This is a genomic window from Arthrobacter sp. FW306-1B-F12A (assembly GCF_058781865.1).
The window spans coordinates 16148-31200 of sequence record NZ_JBYSXD010000053.1 but is presented as its reverse complement, the minus strand read 5'-3'; the positions used below and the strand labels follow the sequence as shown (position 1 = coordinate 31200).

Below are 15053 nucleotides of genomic sequence, written 5' to 3'. Positions count from 1 at the left end.
GGTCACGGCTTGGGTGGGTCACGGCTGGGACTCGGCCGGATTGGCCGCGATATCGATCTCCAATTGGCGCTGGGTTTCCCGCATGATACCCACAAGACCAGCATCGAAGAGCCTGCGGAACCGTACCACGGGAGTAGCTACGCTCAGCGCGCCCACGGCGACGCCCCGCCCGTTGTGGAGAGCCACCCCCAAGGCGCTGATCCCTTCCTCGGTGCCTTCGAAATTCGCCGCGAATCCGTTGCTCCGGATCGTCTCAAGCTCGCGCAGGAAAGCCGGATATTCGGCGTCGGGAATGTTGTCGCCGCCGATCTCCGCATTGTGGCTGCGGAACAATTGCTCGATCATGGCGGGCTCCAGCCCTGCCAACAGCGCCTTGCCGCCCGAAGCTTTGTTCGCGGGCAGGACGGTTCCCTGCCTGTCGCCGACCCGCAGGGCGTTGGTCCCCTCCACCGTGGCCAGGAACCTCACCTTGGTTCCCACGCGAACCATGAGATTGACGGTCTCATTGATCCGCCCACTCAGGAGTTCCATGTGCGGCTGCGCCACCGTGCGAAGCAGCCGGCTCCAACTGAGTCCTGCCGGTCCAACCCCCATGGCCGGCCCGGGCACGTAGCGGCGGGTCTCGTCCTGGACCGCGAACCCCCGGTAGACCAGCATGGCCAACAGCCGGTGGGCTGTGGAGGGAGCAACACCCAGCTCCGCGGCGGCGTCCTTGAGGCGCAGGCTGCCGCCGTCGCGCAGGAGCTGAAGGAGATGCAGGGCGTTGTCCACGGCTTCAATGGAATAGGCCGGTTTTTTGCGGGCTGGAAGATTCTGCACGACAGAATTCTATTGGGCTGCAGAACCAAACGGCCACACAGTGGTGGGATAAATCACACACCATCCGCTGCAGCGCCGGAGCGGACCCAAGACGGCGTTCACCACCTCCCCAGGGCCTCCGCCCGGTTCTCCAAGCGTCCCGCCGCCGCTGTCCTGGTCTGCTGGTTGCTGGTGGTTTTCGACGGCTACGACCTCATCGTCTACGGCACCGTCCAGAGCGCCCTCATCACGGACACCGGCTGGGGGCTCACGAAAGCCACCGCCGGCACGGTCGGCTCGATGGCGTTCCTCGGCATGATGATCGGGGCCATCTTCGCCGGGAGGATGTCGGACAGCTGGGGGCGCCGCCGGACCATCATCGCCTGCGCCGCACTGTTTTCACTCTTCACCATCTTGTGTGCGTTCTCCCCGAACGCGTTCGTCTTCGGGGGTCTGCGCTTGCTGGCGGGCATCGGCCTGGGCGGACTTGTTCCCTCGGCCAATGCCTTGGTCGCGGAACTGGTCCCCGCCAAATGGCGGTCCACCATCGCCACGCTAATGATGTCCGGAGTGCCGATCGGCGGCTCGATCGCCGCGGTGGCCGGCATTCCGCTCATTCCCGCTTTCGGCTGGCCGGTCATGTTCCTGGTGGCCGCCGTGGCGCTCCTCGTGGTGGTTCCGCTGGGCATGCGCTTCCTCCCGGAGACGCTCCCAGCGACACTCGAGGAACCCCTCCCGGCCGCCAAGAACGCGAACCAAACAGGCGGCTTCAAGTCCCTACTCCGTGCCCCGTACCTCGGCATGAGTCTCCTGTTCGCGGTCTCCACCCTCGTCACGCTCTTTGCTTGGTACGGCCTGGGCACCTGGCTGCCGAACCTGATGCAACTGGCCGGCTACAACCTCGGGTCAGCCCTGACCTTCGCGCTGGCACTCAACCTCGGTGCCGTCGTCGGCTCGGTGGCCACTGCGTGGGCGGGAACCCGCTTCGGTCCGATCCCGACGGCGATCGCGGCAGCCGCCGTCGCCGCCGTCGCGCTGGCCGTACTGGTGGCGGGTCCGCCCGTGGGGCTTGTCTACGTCATGTTGGTGCTGGCGGGGGTCGGCACCCACGGAACCCAATGCCTCATCATCGCGGCGGTGGCCAGCCATTACCCGGCGCATTTGCGGGGCACAGCGCTTGGCTGGGCCCTCGGCGTCGGGCGCATCGGCGCGGTCGCGGCACCCCAGGTAGGCGGGCTGCTGCTCGCGGCCGGCCTGGGCGTCAACTCGAACTTCCTGGCATTTGCCGGGGCCGCCGCCGTCGCGGCCATCCTGCTCGGCGCCATCGGCACCAAGATCAAGACCGCGAAGATCACGGCCGCCAAAAACCAACCCACAAACACCACCTCTGTAGGAGCTAGCAATGTCTGACCGCAAAACGTCCACCGAAGTCCTCGTCGTCGGCGGAGGGATGGCCGGCCTTGCCGGCGCCCTGGCCCTGCGCGCAAACGGCGCCGAGGTGACATTGGTTGAGCGGGCGCCCGAATTCGGCGAGGTCGGGGCGGGACTGCAGATGGCCCCCAACGCCTCCCGCGTCCTGAAGCGTTGGGGCCTCCTCGGGAAGGCGCTCGAGATCGGCGTCCGCCCCAAGCACTTGGTGTTCCGCGACGCCCTCACCGGTGAGGAACTCACCCGGCAGACCCTCGGTGGCGAGTTCGAAGAGCGCTACGGCGCCCCGTACGTGGTGATCCACCGCAGCGACCTGCACCGGATCCTGTTGGAGGCCTGCCAGGATGCCGGCGTGCGCCTCGTGAACGACGTCGTCGTCGAGAAAGTCGAGACCGTGAACCACCGCGGCGTGGCGCACACGTCCAGCGGCGATGTTTACGAGGCCGACGTCGTGATCGGCGCCGACGGCCTCAAGTCCACGCTCCGCGCCGCCGTCGCGCAGGACGGCCCGGTGTCGTCGTCGTACGTCGCCTACCGCGGAACGGTGCCCATCACGCCGGAGACCCCGGCCGCCGATCTCGAGGACGTCGTCGTCTACCTCGGTCCGGACTGCCACCTCGTGCAATACCCGCTGCGCAAAGGCGAGCTGCTCAACACCGTGGCTGTTTTCAAGTCGCCCTCGTTCGAGCGCGGTGAGGAGCAATATGGCGGCGTCGACGAACTCGAGGCGGCTTACAAGGACTGCATTCCGGCGGTACAGCTTGCGCTGCGGAACCTTGCGACAGGCATCCGCTGGCCCATGTACGATCGCGATCCCATCGAGAACTGGATCCACGGCCGCCTGGTCCTGATGGGCGATGCCGCACACCCCATGCTCCAGTACTTGGCCCAGGGAGCCTGCCAGGCGCTTGAAGACGCCGCGGTCCTCCAGGACTCCACCGTCGGCTCCGTGTTCAACGACGACGGCGTGGACACCGCTGCTTGGGATCGCGCCATCAGCGATTTCAACTCAGCCCGCGCAGCGCGGACGGCCCGCGTCCAACGCACGGCGCGCGTCTGGGGAGAGTCGTGGCACGTGTCCGGCGTCGCACGCGTCTTGCGGAACCTGCTGTTCAAGAGCCGCAAGGACGGCGACTTCCAGTACAACGACTGGCTCTACGGCCAAGAGGACGACGGCGTTCCGGCGGTCCCAGCCGACGGCACCGGCGAGATGAGGACAGTATCGCTCGCGGGAACGCACGCCTAGCAGAATCCGTTGTGTCAATTGTAGGTAAACAAATTGCTGGACTCCTGGAGCAGACCGAAGCAGACTGACTACACGAGCCGCTTGGGTGCTTGCCGTTGAAAGGACAGTCATGTTCGACCTCGTTGCTTATCTCCCGATTCTTGTCACCGTATTGGGGGTAGTTGTCGCCGTTACCGTTATAAGGCTTCTCATCAAATTGATGTGGAAGGTGGCTGAACCAAACGAGGCATTGATCATTTCCGGCCTGACTCGGGGAAGTTTGGACACCAGGGACGGAATGGATTTCAAAATCGTCACGGGAAAGGGCGCCTTGGTGGTTCCCGGGCTCCAAACCGTGAGGACGTTGTCCCTGACGCTGAATGAAACAGAGCTCCAGGTCAACTGCGTGACCTCGCAAGGCATCCAAGTGATCGTGGAGGGCGTGGTGATCTACAAAATCGGTGACGCTGCGCCGTTTATTGCGAACGCCGCGAGGAGGTTTCTCGGCCAACAGCCCAAAATGGAAAGCCAGGTCTACAACGTTTTTGAAGGGCATTTGCGCTCGATCATTGGCAGCATGACCATGGAAGAAATCATCCGCGAGCGTGACAAACTCGCGTCGTTGGTCCGCAGCGCAAGCGGCATCGAAATGGAAAAGCTTGGCTTGGTAGTTGATTCCCTCCAAATCAAGGACCTCCAGGACCCCACGGGCTACATCCAGAACCTGGCCAAACCGCACATTGCGCAGGTCAAAATGGAGGCCCGCATCGCCGAAGCCACCAGGAACCGCGAGGCCGCGGAGAAGGAGGCCGAGGCAGCCGCCCAGATCGCGGATGCCCAGAGCATTTCGGCGATCAAGCAATCAGCGGCCCAAGCCAATGCTGAAACCGCGAGGGCCAACGCCGCGCAGGCCGGTCCGTTGGCAAACGCCACAGCGCGCCAGCAAGTGGTGGTCCAGGAAACCGAGGTGGCCAAGCTGGAGGCGGACCGCGAAGAGCAAAAGCTCCAGACGTCCATCCGGAAGCCCGCCGATGCAAAGGCGTACGCCCAACGCACCGAGGCGGAAGCCCAAAAGGCCGCCGACATCAGTGCGTCCGAGGCGCGGGCACGGCGGACGGAACTCGAAGCTCAAGCGAACGCCCGCAAGGTGGAAGTCGAAGCCCAGGCCAACGCCACGGCGGCCGCCGCCATCGCGGGAGCCACGAAGATCACGGGTGAAGCCGAAGCCGCGGCCACCCGGGCCCGCGGCGACGCGGCAGCCTCGGCCATCAAGGCCAAATCCTTGGCGGAAGCGGACGGCATCAAGGCCCGCGCCGAGGCTCTCGGAACCAACCAAGAGGCCGTCATCTCCCAACAGCTCGCGGAGAACATGCCGGCGATCGTGGCAGCCGCGGCTGAACCGTTTGCCCACGTGGGCAACCTGACCGTCCTCAACGGCGGCGAGGGCCTCAACAGCATGGTGGGTGGGATCCTGTCCCAAGTGGGCAACTACCTGCCATCGATCACAGCTGCGCTCAAGAACGGCAAGGAACCGCCCAAGCGGCCCACCAAAACCCCTGATGCATAGGGACACCGATGCACAAAGAGGTTGATCGGAGCCTGACGGGCAAAATCGGCAGGGTCACGGGTCGTATCGGGCCAGGCACTGTGGGGGAAGTGATGCTGCCGTTCCACGGCGGTACGAGCGCCTTCCACGCGCATCCCTTCGACAAGAGCAGTGTTTTCAACGTGGGTGACGAGGTCCTTGTCATCTACTATGAGCCGCCCGGGACCGTATTCGTTGACGAGTTGCCGGACGTCCTGAAGGCTGCCAGATAGCGCGACCGCCAGCCGGCGCAATAGAGAACCCGACAAAAAGCTGAGGGCGGCTAGTCAGCCGCCCTCAGCTTTTTGTCACTGATCGATTGCTCAGCCCAGCGGCGGAGCTCCGACGCTGTCGTACATCGCGTAATCGTCGGTGGTGACCGATCCGTTGCTGAACAAGCTCAACCCGAAACTGATGGCCGTGGCCCCGGCGGGTAGTGCCGGCGTCGTGAAGCTTGCCTGTGTGTAGGTAGTCGCGGTATTCAGCCACGGTCCGGAGGTCCAGTACACCCAGTTGTTTGAGGCGTCACGGTAATACAAGGCGAACTGTGTGACGGCTGTAGAGGTGTACCAAACACGCACCGAATAGGTGTGTCCGGCGACGGCCGCAGGTGGGCAGGTACTGGTGTCCATTGTTGGAAGCAGTTTCGCGTCACCACTGGAGTATCCCGTGATGGTGAGTTTCTCCGCTTTGGTACCGGTGTGCGCGGTAGCAACCGTGCTGAACGTCGCGGTGTTGGTGCCGTATCCGCCGGCCTGCCAGCACTGCGGGAACGAGCCCGTACCGGCCGTTTCAAGGCTGGGGTTCTGTACCAGGTTGCCGCCGGCTGGTGGCGGCGGAGGAGGCGGTGGCGGGGTGCCGACGTCGAACATCTCGTAGTCGTCGGTGGTGAGCGTGCCGTTGCTGAACAGGTTCAACCCGAAGCTGATGCCGCTGGCGCCCGTGGGCAGTGGAGGCGTTGTCCAGGTGGCCTTTTGGAAGGTCGTGGCCGCTGAGAACCAGGGGCTTGATGTCCAATACTTCCAGGAGCCTACGCCGATCCGGTAGTAGAGCTCGAATTGGGTGCTTGTGGTCGATTTATACCAGGCACCGATTGAATAGGAGTTCCCGGGTGTCGCCGTGGGCGAGCACCCGCCTAGGTCAAGGGTAGGCAACAGCTTGGCGTCGCCGTCGACATAGTTGGTGACCACGAGCTGTTCGGCGACTTTTCCGGTGTGCGCCTGCCTGACGGTGGAAAAAGCTGCCGTGTTGGTGCCATAGCCTGCTGCGGCCCAGCACTGCGGAGCCCCGCTGACCAAGGTTTCAAGGCTTGGGTTCTTGATCAGGTTGCCCGTGCCCTCCGGTGGTGCCGGCGGTCCCGAGACAAGCGGCTTGACGGTTCCGCCGATCACTTGGGCCACCGTCTTGACCGTGGTGGTTGCGGGCCTGGACTTGAGCCACGTGGCGAACTGGTTGAACAGGGTCGGGGTGATGTTCAGCGGATCCGTGCTGGTAGCTGAAATATGGTGGAAGGTGAGCTGGACCCACCCGCCTGCGGGCTCCGCCTGGGTGACCGACTTTTGCAGGTCCGCCAGGGTCCAGGTGTTGTCCACTTCATCCGGGGCCGCCGTGTTGTACGGGTTGGCAGGAGGGATGGTCTCCGCGAGCGGGCAGCCGGCGCAGCTGAACCGCGTCTTGATGTCACCAAGGTTGCGGGCGCTATTGAGCCCGCAGTTCTTGACGACGGTTTCGAGGGATGCGTTCTCGGCAGCGAACGGATACGCGAAGTCAGTGATCGTGAATCCAAGGTTTGTGAGGTTGACCCTGTCGTTGCAAATCTGGCGTGTTGCCTCATCCAACGTCACGGTGGTCAGGTCCGGGTGGGTAACAGTATGGCCGGCAATCTCATTGCCGTTTGCCACAAGGCCCTGCATGTCGCTTGTCGTCAGGTAATTGGGGTTGTTGATGAATCCGGACGGCGTGAAGAAAGTACCCACCAGGCCCAGGCTCTGCATGGTCTGCGCGGCGTTGAGTTGGTCGGCATTTGCGTCGTCAAAGGTCAAGGTGACGACGGTTGGATTAGCGGCTTGGGCTGCGGGTGCGGTGATGCCGGCGGTGACGCCGGTGAAAGCAAATACCACCACAACGGTGGAGAACCAGGTAAACCATTTACCGGGGATCGTCCCTTTAAACGTCCGGTGCTGGTCAACCTGGTCAGTACGGTTGAAGAGTTTCATAGGGTCTGGCTCGATTCTAGACAACGGCCTGGCCGGACATACGGGCGGCGCAGGGTGAATCACCCAACGTTGTTCAGCATGTGAGGGCGCGCCGCCCAGTCATCGCCCGCTTGCCGAAATACCCCGGTGCCCGGGACAAGCCCCAGTCATGGCCACGAGGTTCACTACCGTTGTCACCGTAAGGCGGGCCGACATGGGGGAATAAGAGTAAGTCCTACCCGTCTTTGAGCTGCGTAATTACCTAGATTTGCGCATGTTCGGTCGCTACGGATCCTCCACTCGGGGAAGCAACGTCAATTTGTTAACCAAACCTTCCCCTTGCGGTCACGCCCATTCCCCCGCTTCGCCAACCGCCGCGCACACCGTGGAGGGGTGAGGATCGCTATCGTTGCCGAATCATTCCTGCCGCTCATGAACGGGGTCACGCACTCCATCCTGCGGGTGCTCGAGCATCTGCAAGAGCGCGGCGACGAAGTGATGGTGATTGCGCCGTCGACGTCGGACACTGCTGTCTCGGACATCGTGAACGGCGCTTTTGTCCACCGCCTCCCGTCCGTGCCCTTGGCCGGATACACCAATGTGCGGGTGGCGTTGGGCGGCGTGAGCCGGGTCAAGAGAATCCTTGCCGACTACGCACCCGACGTTGTCCACCTCGCATCGCCCTTCGTCCTCGGGTGGCGGGCTGTGCAAGCTGCGCACCAGCTCGGCATTCCGACGGTTGCCATCTACCAAACCGAGGTCCCCAGCTACGCCGCCCGCTATGGGCTCCCCATGCTGGAGAACTGGGCGTGGAACCGGGTGGACAACATCCATCTTCGTGCAGACCGGACACTGGTCCCGTCCACGTTCGCGCTCAACCAGTTGCGCGGCCGCGGGATCCTCAGGGTGGGAATGTGGCGGCGCGGTGTGGATACCGCGCGCTTCTCCCCCACCAAGCGCTCGACGGCGTGGCGCACCTCCGTTGCGCCCCACGGAGAGCGCATCATCGGCTACGTCGGCCGCCTCGCGATCGAGAAACAAGTGGAGGACCTCGCCGTGCTGGCGGACCTGCCGGGAACCAGGCTTGTCATTGTGGGCGACGGTCCGCAACGCGCCGCCCTGGAAGCAGCGCTGCCGAATGCCTTCTTCACCGGGTTCCTCGGCGGCGACGAATTGGCCCAAGTCGTGGCGGGCTTCGACCTCTTCGTCCATCCCGGAGAGTTCGAAACGTTTTGCCAGACCATCCAGGAGGCCATGGCCTCCGGCGTTCCCGTCGTGGCCACCGGCCGGGGCGGTCCCCTCGATCTCGTGGAAAACTCGCGCACCGGCTGGCTTTACGAGCCAGGAGACCTCGCGCAGTTGCGGGCCTACGTGCAGGACTTGGTCGGCGACGACGCCAAGCGCCGTGCGTTCGGAACGGCGGCACTCGCTTCGGTCCAAGGCCGGACCTGGCCGGTGCTGAGTGCCCAACTCGTCGAGCATTACGAGGCGGTAATCGCGGGGGAAGCGCTCGTCGAACCGGCCGCCGCTCCCAGCCACCCGGTTCAGGCAGCCGAACTTCGGGCGTCCGAACTTCACGCGGCAAAGCCTGCCACCATTTCCGTGACTTCCAGCAAAGGACTCCCCGCATGAAAATCTCCGTTGTAGGCTGCGGCTATCTTGGCGCAGTGCACGCCGCCACGCTCGCGTCGATGGGCCACACCGTGGTGGGCATCGACGTCGACGCCCAGAAGGTGGCCCACCTGAACAAGGGTTTCGCGCCTTTCCACGAACCCGGCCTCGACGAACTTCTCCGCGACGGCTTCGCTACCAAGCGGCTCACGTTCTCCACCGATTTCGCCGACGCCGCCGGCGCCCAGACGCACTTCCTCTGCGTGGGCACTCCGCAATCCAAGACCTCGGATACGGCGGACCTCTCCTACGTGATCGCAGCCACGAAGAGCCTGCTTCCGCACCTGGCGAGGGGCGCCGCCGTCGTCGGCAAATCCACCGTTCCCGTGGGAACAGTGGACATGCTCCGCGGCATCCTTGCCCGCAGGCCGGATGTCCTGCTCGGCTGGAACCCCGAGTTCCTGCGCCAAGGTACGGCAGTGAAGGACTCATTGGTCCCGGATCGTTTGGTGTACGGCGTGCCGGGCGGCAAGGACTCTGCCGCGGGCGCCCCTGTCACGGCTGCGCTCGACGCCGTCTACGAACCTCTGATTTCGGCCGGGATCCCGCGGCTGGTCTGCAACTTCGCGACCGCCGAGCTCATCAAGTCCGCCTCCAATGCGTACCTCGCCACGAAGCTCAGCTTCATCAACGCCATCGCCGAGCTTTGCGACGCTTCAGGGGCCGACGTTACCGAGCTCAGTGAGGCGATGGGGCTGGATCCGCGCATCGGCAACCGGTACCTCCACGCTGGACTGGGTTTCGGCGGCGGCTGCTTGCCGAAGGACATCCGCTCGTTCCGCGCACAGGCACAAGCGCTGTCCGTGCCTTCCCTCGACGAGTGGATGGGTGTGGTCGATTCCATCAACCTGGGCCAGCGCGCCCGCGCCGTGGACGTCGCCCGTGACATGTGCAAGGGCTTCCTGTCCGGCCGCACCGTCACCGTGCTGGGCGCGGCGTTCAAACCGGACACCGACGACATCCGTGACTCGCCCTCCCTCGACGTCGCACTCCAACTCGCCGCGGCCGGCGCCCACGTTACGGTGACGGATCCCAAGGCGATCAACAATGCCTGGATGCGCTATCCGCAGCTCCGCTTCGAAGCGTCCACCACTCGCGCGCTCGAAGGCGCCGAGTTGGTGCTGCTGCTCACCGAATGGGACGAATACCGTGCCCTCTCGCCCGCCGCCGTCGGCTCGCTCGTACGACGCCGGATGGTCCTGGACGCGCGGAACGTCCTGGATGCTCGAGCATGGCGGGCGCAAGGCTGGACGGTTCGCGGGCTCGGAACCGGCTCCCACGATGAGACTTCGGAGCCGCTTACCGAAGCCAAACCTCCCGTCGTTCCCGTCGAACCGCTCAACACACGCCCGTTCATTGTCGGTTCGCCAGCCAAGGCACCCTCCACGCGACGGTAGCCGCGTGGTTCATCGTGTATTCGGGGCTTTGGGGTGCAGTGCATCGGTGATGACGAGGGAGACGTTCTGCCCCCCGAAGCCGAAGGAGTTGCTGAGCACAGCCTGCTGAGGGACGTTCCGTCGTTGGATGCCGACGTCGAGGTTGATGTCGGGAAAACCTCCCTTCGGTCGCGGGAGCACTCGCGACCGGAATCGCCAAGGCCGAGCTCGCCCCCGTGGTCGACGAGCACCTCCAACTGCTGTTCCGCCAATCGGAGCGCTTCGTGACCCAGCTTGTCGGCAGCCGGGGTTGGATCCTCAAGCGACCCGTCGACGTCGAAGCCAGGACATTCTGGAGCGCCGCACTTGGTGCCGCACTCCTCGCACACGCCGGGGCGCACGGCACCGGCGCAGACCTCGACCTCGCCGGGACATTGACGGTCCACGACCAGACCGGCCACGTCTAAGTTCCTTAGCGTTCCCAGGCCGAGAACGGCTCTCAGTGTTTTTGCCCGGATTACACGTAGACGGGCCACCGCGCACACGGAGATCCGGCTTATTCACACTGAGAAACGGCCTTTTGCACACGGATTTTTCCGTTTTTTACACGGAGACGCCAATTTCACCGAGAGAATCTGAATCGTGGATGGCCTTCCTTTGAGGAGGGTCACCACTCTTCAAGGCCAGCGAAACCGTTGGCCGTTCTACTCGAGAAATGGGGTTGTAGTGGAATCAACAATGACGAAAAGGACCGGCCTTCAGGCTGCGGCCGCGGCTGCGCTGGCCGTGGTTGGCATCTTCGGCGCGAGCTTGGCCGTTTCATGGATCGCGGGGTCCCTTGGGATCTCTGCCGCGGCGGCGTCCCAGATCATGCACGCCATTGAGGTCGGAGGCTGGGCTCTCGTTGTCATCGGCACAATTTTCGGGGCAGGAATCACGGGTGCCTTGATCGCAACGGCTCGAGGCATCCTCTTCCGCATCGGCCGGGCGCAAGCAGTCGCCTAAATCGATGCTTGCTAAGACAGCACGCGTGCTTGGGGGCATCCCTGGATGGTTGCTCCCAAGCACGGGCCTCGCCATGGCAGCCATAGCCGTCTTCGGCTACTCGGCTGTGGACCTGTCCTGGATCCGGGACGCCAAGGACATGGGTGGGAGTCCCCTCTACAGCAAAGACTTCCTCCAGATCCTTGGGCGAAACGTCGGTGCGGCCTTGGTGCTCTATTCGGGGGTCGCGACCCTCGGGCTGACCACGCTTCTCGGAGCCGGAATCCTGGCGCTGTATGTCGGGGCGACGGTATCCCTCGGGGTGCATTCCGTCGGCGGTGCGGGCCTGGTTGCGGACGTGATGTGGTACGTCCCGTTCGAGTTCGTCGGCCTGGTGATGGCGGCGACCGCCGGATTCCAGCCCGCCGCGGGCCTGGCTCGGAGGCTGCTGATGAAGAACGAGCCTCCAACCCTGAGGTCGTTCATCGACGACATGGCCCGTTCCCTCGGCACTTTGCTCATTGCCATCGCCCTGATAGTCCTCGGTGCCGTCATCGAGGCCATCGTGATTCAGCTCAAGACCTGAGGAGGAATTCATGACCAGCACGGAAGACGGACGGAAGTCCGAAACCGTCATCAGCGTCGCAAAGGTCGGAAAGTTGCGTCCCGAGCCGTCCTCAGCCAGGGAATGGGTCTCGACGTCCCGGGGTCTGTGGATCGCGGGCTACATCCTGCTCATGGCTTTGGTGGCTCTGCGGCTTCCCCTGACCAGAAAGTATCTCAACGCGAACGTTCCGGCGGACGTGCGCTCGGAAATCGGGGACGATCGCCTCCTGAGCCTCTCCATGACCGTGGGCACCGTTTTGTTCTTCCTTGTCTACGCCGTGATCATCGCTTTGTACTTCTCGCTGGCCGCGTTTTTGGACAAACGGGTGATCCCGGGAAAATCGGTGCTCGCGGGCCGCTTCAAGATCGGGGCCTTCTTTGTGATCGCCATTCTCGCCACGATCCCGGTGAATCTCTTCAGCGTGGCCTTTGGTGTCATCCAACCGCGGGAAATCCCCGGATATTGGGCCTATTTCCCCTCGATGGCCGTGCTGGCCCTGGTGATCTTCTACCGACATTGGCGCGAGTTTTCCACAGGCAGGAAGATCCTCGTTGTGCTTTCGGCCATGGGTCTGTCAACAATAGTCGCCATCGGCTGACCTTCCTCAACCACCACCCACGGACAGAAATTCTCAATGACTACTCAGCTCTTCGGCCTGCTTCTACGAATCGTGGGCCTCCTGGTCGCTGCATTCTCCTGCATTTCAGTCGGCCTGATGTGGGCTTCTCCCGCCCCGGATGGCCTCAAGAACATAGATCCCCTCGCCGTGAAGAACACGATGGTCACCGTACTTCTCGTCTTCGGAGTGGCGGCACCCTTGATTGCGGCCTTCAGCAAGGCCGGGAAATGGCTACCGCTCAAGGCGGCCGTTTTCGCCGTCGCCGGTTTCGCCAACGCGGCGGCCCTCAGCCCGGTAATAGTCGTCCCGTTCCAGGGCACGACGTCGGCCATCGCTGCGGTCTGTGCGCTCGGCCTCGCGGTCCTCACCATTGTGGCCTTCATGGACTCAGTCCAGAAGAAGAGTCCGCGGAGCAAGTTCTAGGCGCCGATGAGGACCAAAACCCCACCCGCCGACGTCGCAGGCCAAGCTTCTAACGCCAGCGTCCCTGCTGTGTCGGTCCGGAGGTCCGATTACCGAATCCTGCGCGACTTCCGGGCTTTCGAAATCGTCAATGCGATGCGTTTGCCGCTCACGCTGGACGGTTTCAGGGCCCTCGCGATCTTCGGATCGATCGCCTTGGTCCTGCTCGGAACAATGGTGTTCGCATCCACGATGTCTGTTCTCCGCGACGGCCCGCTCCGCCAAGACACGGCTGCTGTGCTCAACTGGGGATTCCTCGCGATCCTCTACTCCGCGGTCGCCTCAGTTCTCACCGAGGTAGTTTCAAGCCGACGGCTGGCAGTATCCGGCACTCCGCATTTGGAGCTCTTCCGGGCGATGGAACTTCCCCTCCCGCAGGTTGTGGTGAGATACGGTCTGGTCCCGGCGTTCCGCCGCACGGGCATCCTTTGGTATTCGGCCGCGGTATTCCTCCTGGTCTTCTTCGAGGAATCGCCGAGCTACTTTGGCGTCGTGGCGGCTTCGGCCTCCGTCCTGGCTCTCGCCTCCTGTGCGTGCGTCTACTGCGTCCTCCATTTCGCTTCAACACCTGCACGAAGGATGGGCCTCCATTGGCGGTATGGCGTCTTGGCGCTCATCCTTGGATTGTTGCTCGGGGCTGCCACGGGATTTCTCCTGCCTCAGCTCTCCCGGCTCGGCGGCCTCGCCGTGGACCCCTCGCGCTTCCTTCCGGCGTTGTACTCCCTGGCAGCGGCCGCGTCCGGGATATTGATCCTGCTCAGCATCCGTGCCTGGCGCCGCCTCAGCTACCGCAGGATTTCTTTCAATACGGAGCGGAGCGGCAGCCAACGGCCGGCGACAAGCTTCGGGCTATTCGTTGTCACTGATCTGTTGAGCAGCAAACAGGGCTCGGTGATCGCCACCATCGTCCTTGCCTGGATCGCCGTCGTTGGCATCCTCTTGGGAGCGAGGGGGGTCTTCCCCCTGCAGTCGGCTCTCGGCTCCGGAGAGCTGCACAAATCCTTGATTGGTGCTGCCGTGCTCCTGAGCCTCGGCGTCACGGAACCGATGCTCTATCGGATCGGGCCCACCGCGAAGCTGTACCACTACCGCTTCGCATGGGAGAACGGATTCTCCGCCACCGCGATCGTTGTCCGGCTCGTCGGAATCTACGTCATGGCGGGGGCGGCCATCGGTGGATTTGTTTTCCTAGGGGCATTTCTCGCCCTGGACCTTCCGGCTCCTGGTGCTGTCCTCGCGGGTTTGATCGTCGCGGCGTCCGGAGTCGTCGCGGAATCCCTCTCCCGTCCGCCAACCACCACTGACGGGACCAAGTCCAATGACGTGATGGACGGCCTCTTCACACTCCTCCTGATTTCTCCATGCTCGCTCATTCTTGTTGTCAGCCCCGAGTTCAGCACCGTGCTGTTGTTGGGCTATTCCATCCTCTTGATCCTGGGAGCCGCCGTATGCCTGCATCAACGTCTTTTGAGGCTTCGATCGAAATCGATTCTGTAACCGCCGGCTACCGGCAAGGCACCCCTGTCCTGGACGGACTCAGTCTCAGCATGAACGAGCCCGGGCTTTACCGTGTGGCCGGCAGCAATGGCAGCGGGAAATCGACGCTCCTGGAGCTCATCAGCGGTTTCCTCCAACCTTGGGCCGGAAGCGTTCGGCTTTGCGGTATCGACGCCAGCTCACCGGACGCGCGCCACGTACGGAGCGTCTGCCGTACGACGCCGGCGCTCTACCCCTCCATGACGGTTCACGACCATCTGGCTCTGGCGGCACGTAGCCGTCAGGTCGGTCCGGAGGCCGGGCTCGCCCGGCTGGCCAAGTATGGACTGAAGGACTGGGTGGAGCAGCCCGTCTCCATGCTGTCCACGGGCAATATCCGGAAGCTCTGGCTGCTCATGTGCACTGTGGCCGACACCCCTGTGGTCGCCATCGATGAGCCTTTCAACGGCATGGACGTTCGAGGCATCGAGGCCCTGATCGACGAGCTCGGCGACTGGGCACAGCACAAAGTGGTTGTCCTCATTTCGCACACAATTCCGGAGCAACTGACCGTTAGGCATTCCTTCGTCTTCAAGGAGGAAGGAGCAATCGCGTAGACCGAAGCCC

At 63.6% G+C, this 15053-nt stretch carries 14 protein-coding genes and 1 pseudogene; 13 read left to right on the top strand and 2 right to left on the bottom strand.

The window, feature by feature from the left end; all coding sequences use genetic code 11:
* Positions 1-18 precede the first annotated feature (18 nt).
* Positions 19-819 (bottom strand): IclR family transcriptional regulator, encoded by an 801-nt coding sequence (locus AC3WJU_RS19385; RefSeq protein ID WP_492260614.1) that lies wholly within the window; start codon positions 817-819, stop codon positions 19-21.
* 48 nt (positions 820-867) lie between these two features.
* Here AC3WJU_RS19385 and AC3WJU_RS19380 point away from each other — a divergent pair, with 48 nt between their 5' ends.
* The 4 genes from AC3WJU_RS19380 (at position 868) to AC3WJU_RS19365 (ending at position 5269) form a co-directional block, all read left to right on the top strand.
* A complete protein-coding gene (locus AC3WJU_RS19380) occupies positions 868-2208 on the top strand; it encodes an MFS transporter (RefSeq protein WP_492260615.1) in 1341 nt (446 codons plus the stop codon).
* A complete protein-coding gene (locus tag AC3WJU_RS19375; RefSeq protein ID WP_441433628.1) occupies positions 2201-3472 on the top strand; it encodes an FAD-dependent oxidoreductase in 1272 nt (423 codons plus the stop codon). Before AC3WJU_RS19380 ends, AC3WJU_RS19375 begins: the two co-directional genes overlap by 8 nt.
* Before the next feature lie 109 nt (positions 3473-3581).
* Positions 3582-5018 carry a flotillin family protein gene (locus tag AC3WJU_RS19370; protein WP_492260613.1) on the top strand — a complete coding sequence of 479 codons (1437 nt, stop codon included), beginning with the start codon at positions 3582-3584 and terminating at the stop codon, positions 5016-5018.
* A gap of 8 nt (positions 5019-5026) precedes the next feature.
* Positions 5027-5269, top strand: coding sequence for an NfeD C-terminal domain-containing protein (locus tag AC3WJU_RS19365; RefSeq protein ID WP_284991741.1), 243 nt, complete (start codon positions 5027-5029; stop codon positions 5267-5269).
* Positions 5270-5359: 90 nt separating this feature from the next.
* Here the strand turns inward: AC3WJU_RS19365 and AC3WJU_RS19360 are convergent, their stop codons facing one another.
* A complete protein-coding gene (locus tag AC3WJU_RS19360; protein WP_284991742.1) occupies positions 5360-7252 on the bottom strand; it encodes a polysaccharide deacetylase family protein in 1893 nt (630 codons plus the stop codon).
* A 372-nt stretch (positions 7253-7624) separates the two neighbouring features.
* Here AC3WJU_RS19360 and AC3WJU_RS19355 point away from each other — a divergent pair, with 372 nt between their 5' ends.
* The 9 genes and pseudogenes from AC3WJU_RS19355 (at position 7625) to AC3WJU_RS19315 (ending at position 15043) form a co-directional block, all read left to right on the top strand.
* Positions 7625-8863, top strand: a complete 1239-nt coding sequence (locus AC3WJU_RS19355; RefSeq protein WP_492260612.1) for a glycosyltransferase family 4 protein — start codon at positions 7625-7627, stop codon at positions 8861-8863.
* Complete coding sequence (locus tag AC3WJU_RS19350; RefSeq protein WP_492260611.1) at positions 8860-10299, top strand: UDP-glucose dehydrogenase family protein; 1440 nt, start codon at positions 8860-8862, stop codon at positions 10297-10299. The genes AC3WJU_RS19355 and AC3WJU_RS19350 overlap by 4 nt, the downstream gene beginning before the upstream one ends.
* Positions 10300-10472: 173 nt before the next feature.
* Positions 10473-10745 (top strand): annotated as a pseudogene (locus AC3WJU_RS19345) (TetR/AcrR family transcriptional regulator C-terminal domain-containing protein); the annotation flags it as partial.
* Between the two features lie 271 nt (positions 10746-11016).
* A complete protein-coding gene (locus tag AC3WJU_RS19340) occupies positions 11017-11283 on the top strand; it encodes an uberolysin/carnocyclin family circular bacteriocin (RefSeq protein WP_059388033.1) in 267 nt (88 codons plus the stop codon).
* A 25-nt stretch (positions 11284-11308) separates the two neighbouring features.
* Positions 11309-11848, top strand: coding sequence for a hypothetical protein (locus tag AC3WJU_RS19335; protein WP_492260610.1), 540 nt, complete (start codon positions 11309-11311; stop codon positions 11846-11848).
* 10 nt (positions 11849-11858) lie between these two features.
* A complete protein-coding gene (locus AC3WJU_RS19330; protein ID WP_059388035.1) occupies positions 11859-12467 on the top strand; it encodes a hypothetical protein in 609 nt (202 codons plus the stop codon).
* A 36-nt stretch (positions 12468-12503) separates the two neighbouring features.
* Positions 12504-12911 (top strand): hypothetical protein, encoded by a 408-nt coding sequence (locus AC3WJU_RS19325; protein ID WP_492260609.1) that lies wholly within the window; start codon positions 12504-12506, stop codon positions 12909-12911.
* Between the two features lie 6 nt (positions 12912-12917).
* Entirely contained in the window at positions 12918-14447 is a 1530-nt protein-coding gene (locus AC3WJU_RS19320; protein WP_492260608.1) for a hypothetical protein, read from the top strand.
* Positions 14399-15043, top strand: coding sequence for an ABC transporter ATP-binding protein (locus tag AC3WJU_RS19315; RefSeq protein WP_172465515.1), 645 nt, complete (start codon positions 14399-14401; stop codon positions 15041-15043). The genes AC3WJU_RS19320 and AC3WJU_RS19315 overlap by 49 nt, the downstream gene beginning before the upstream one ends.
* Positions 15044-15053: the final 10 nt, after the last annotated feature.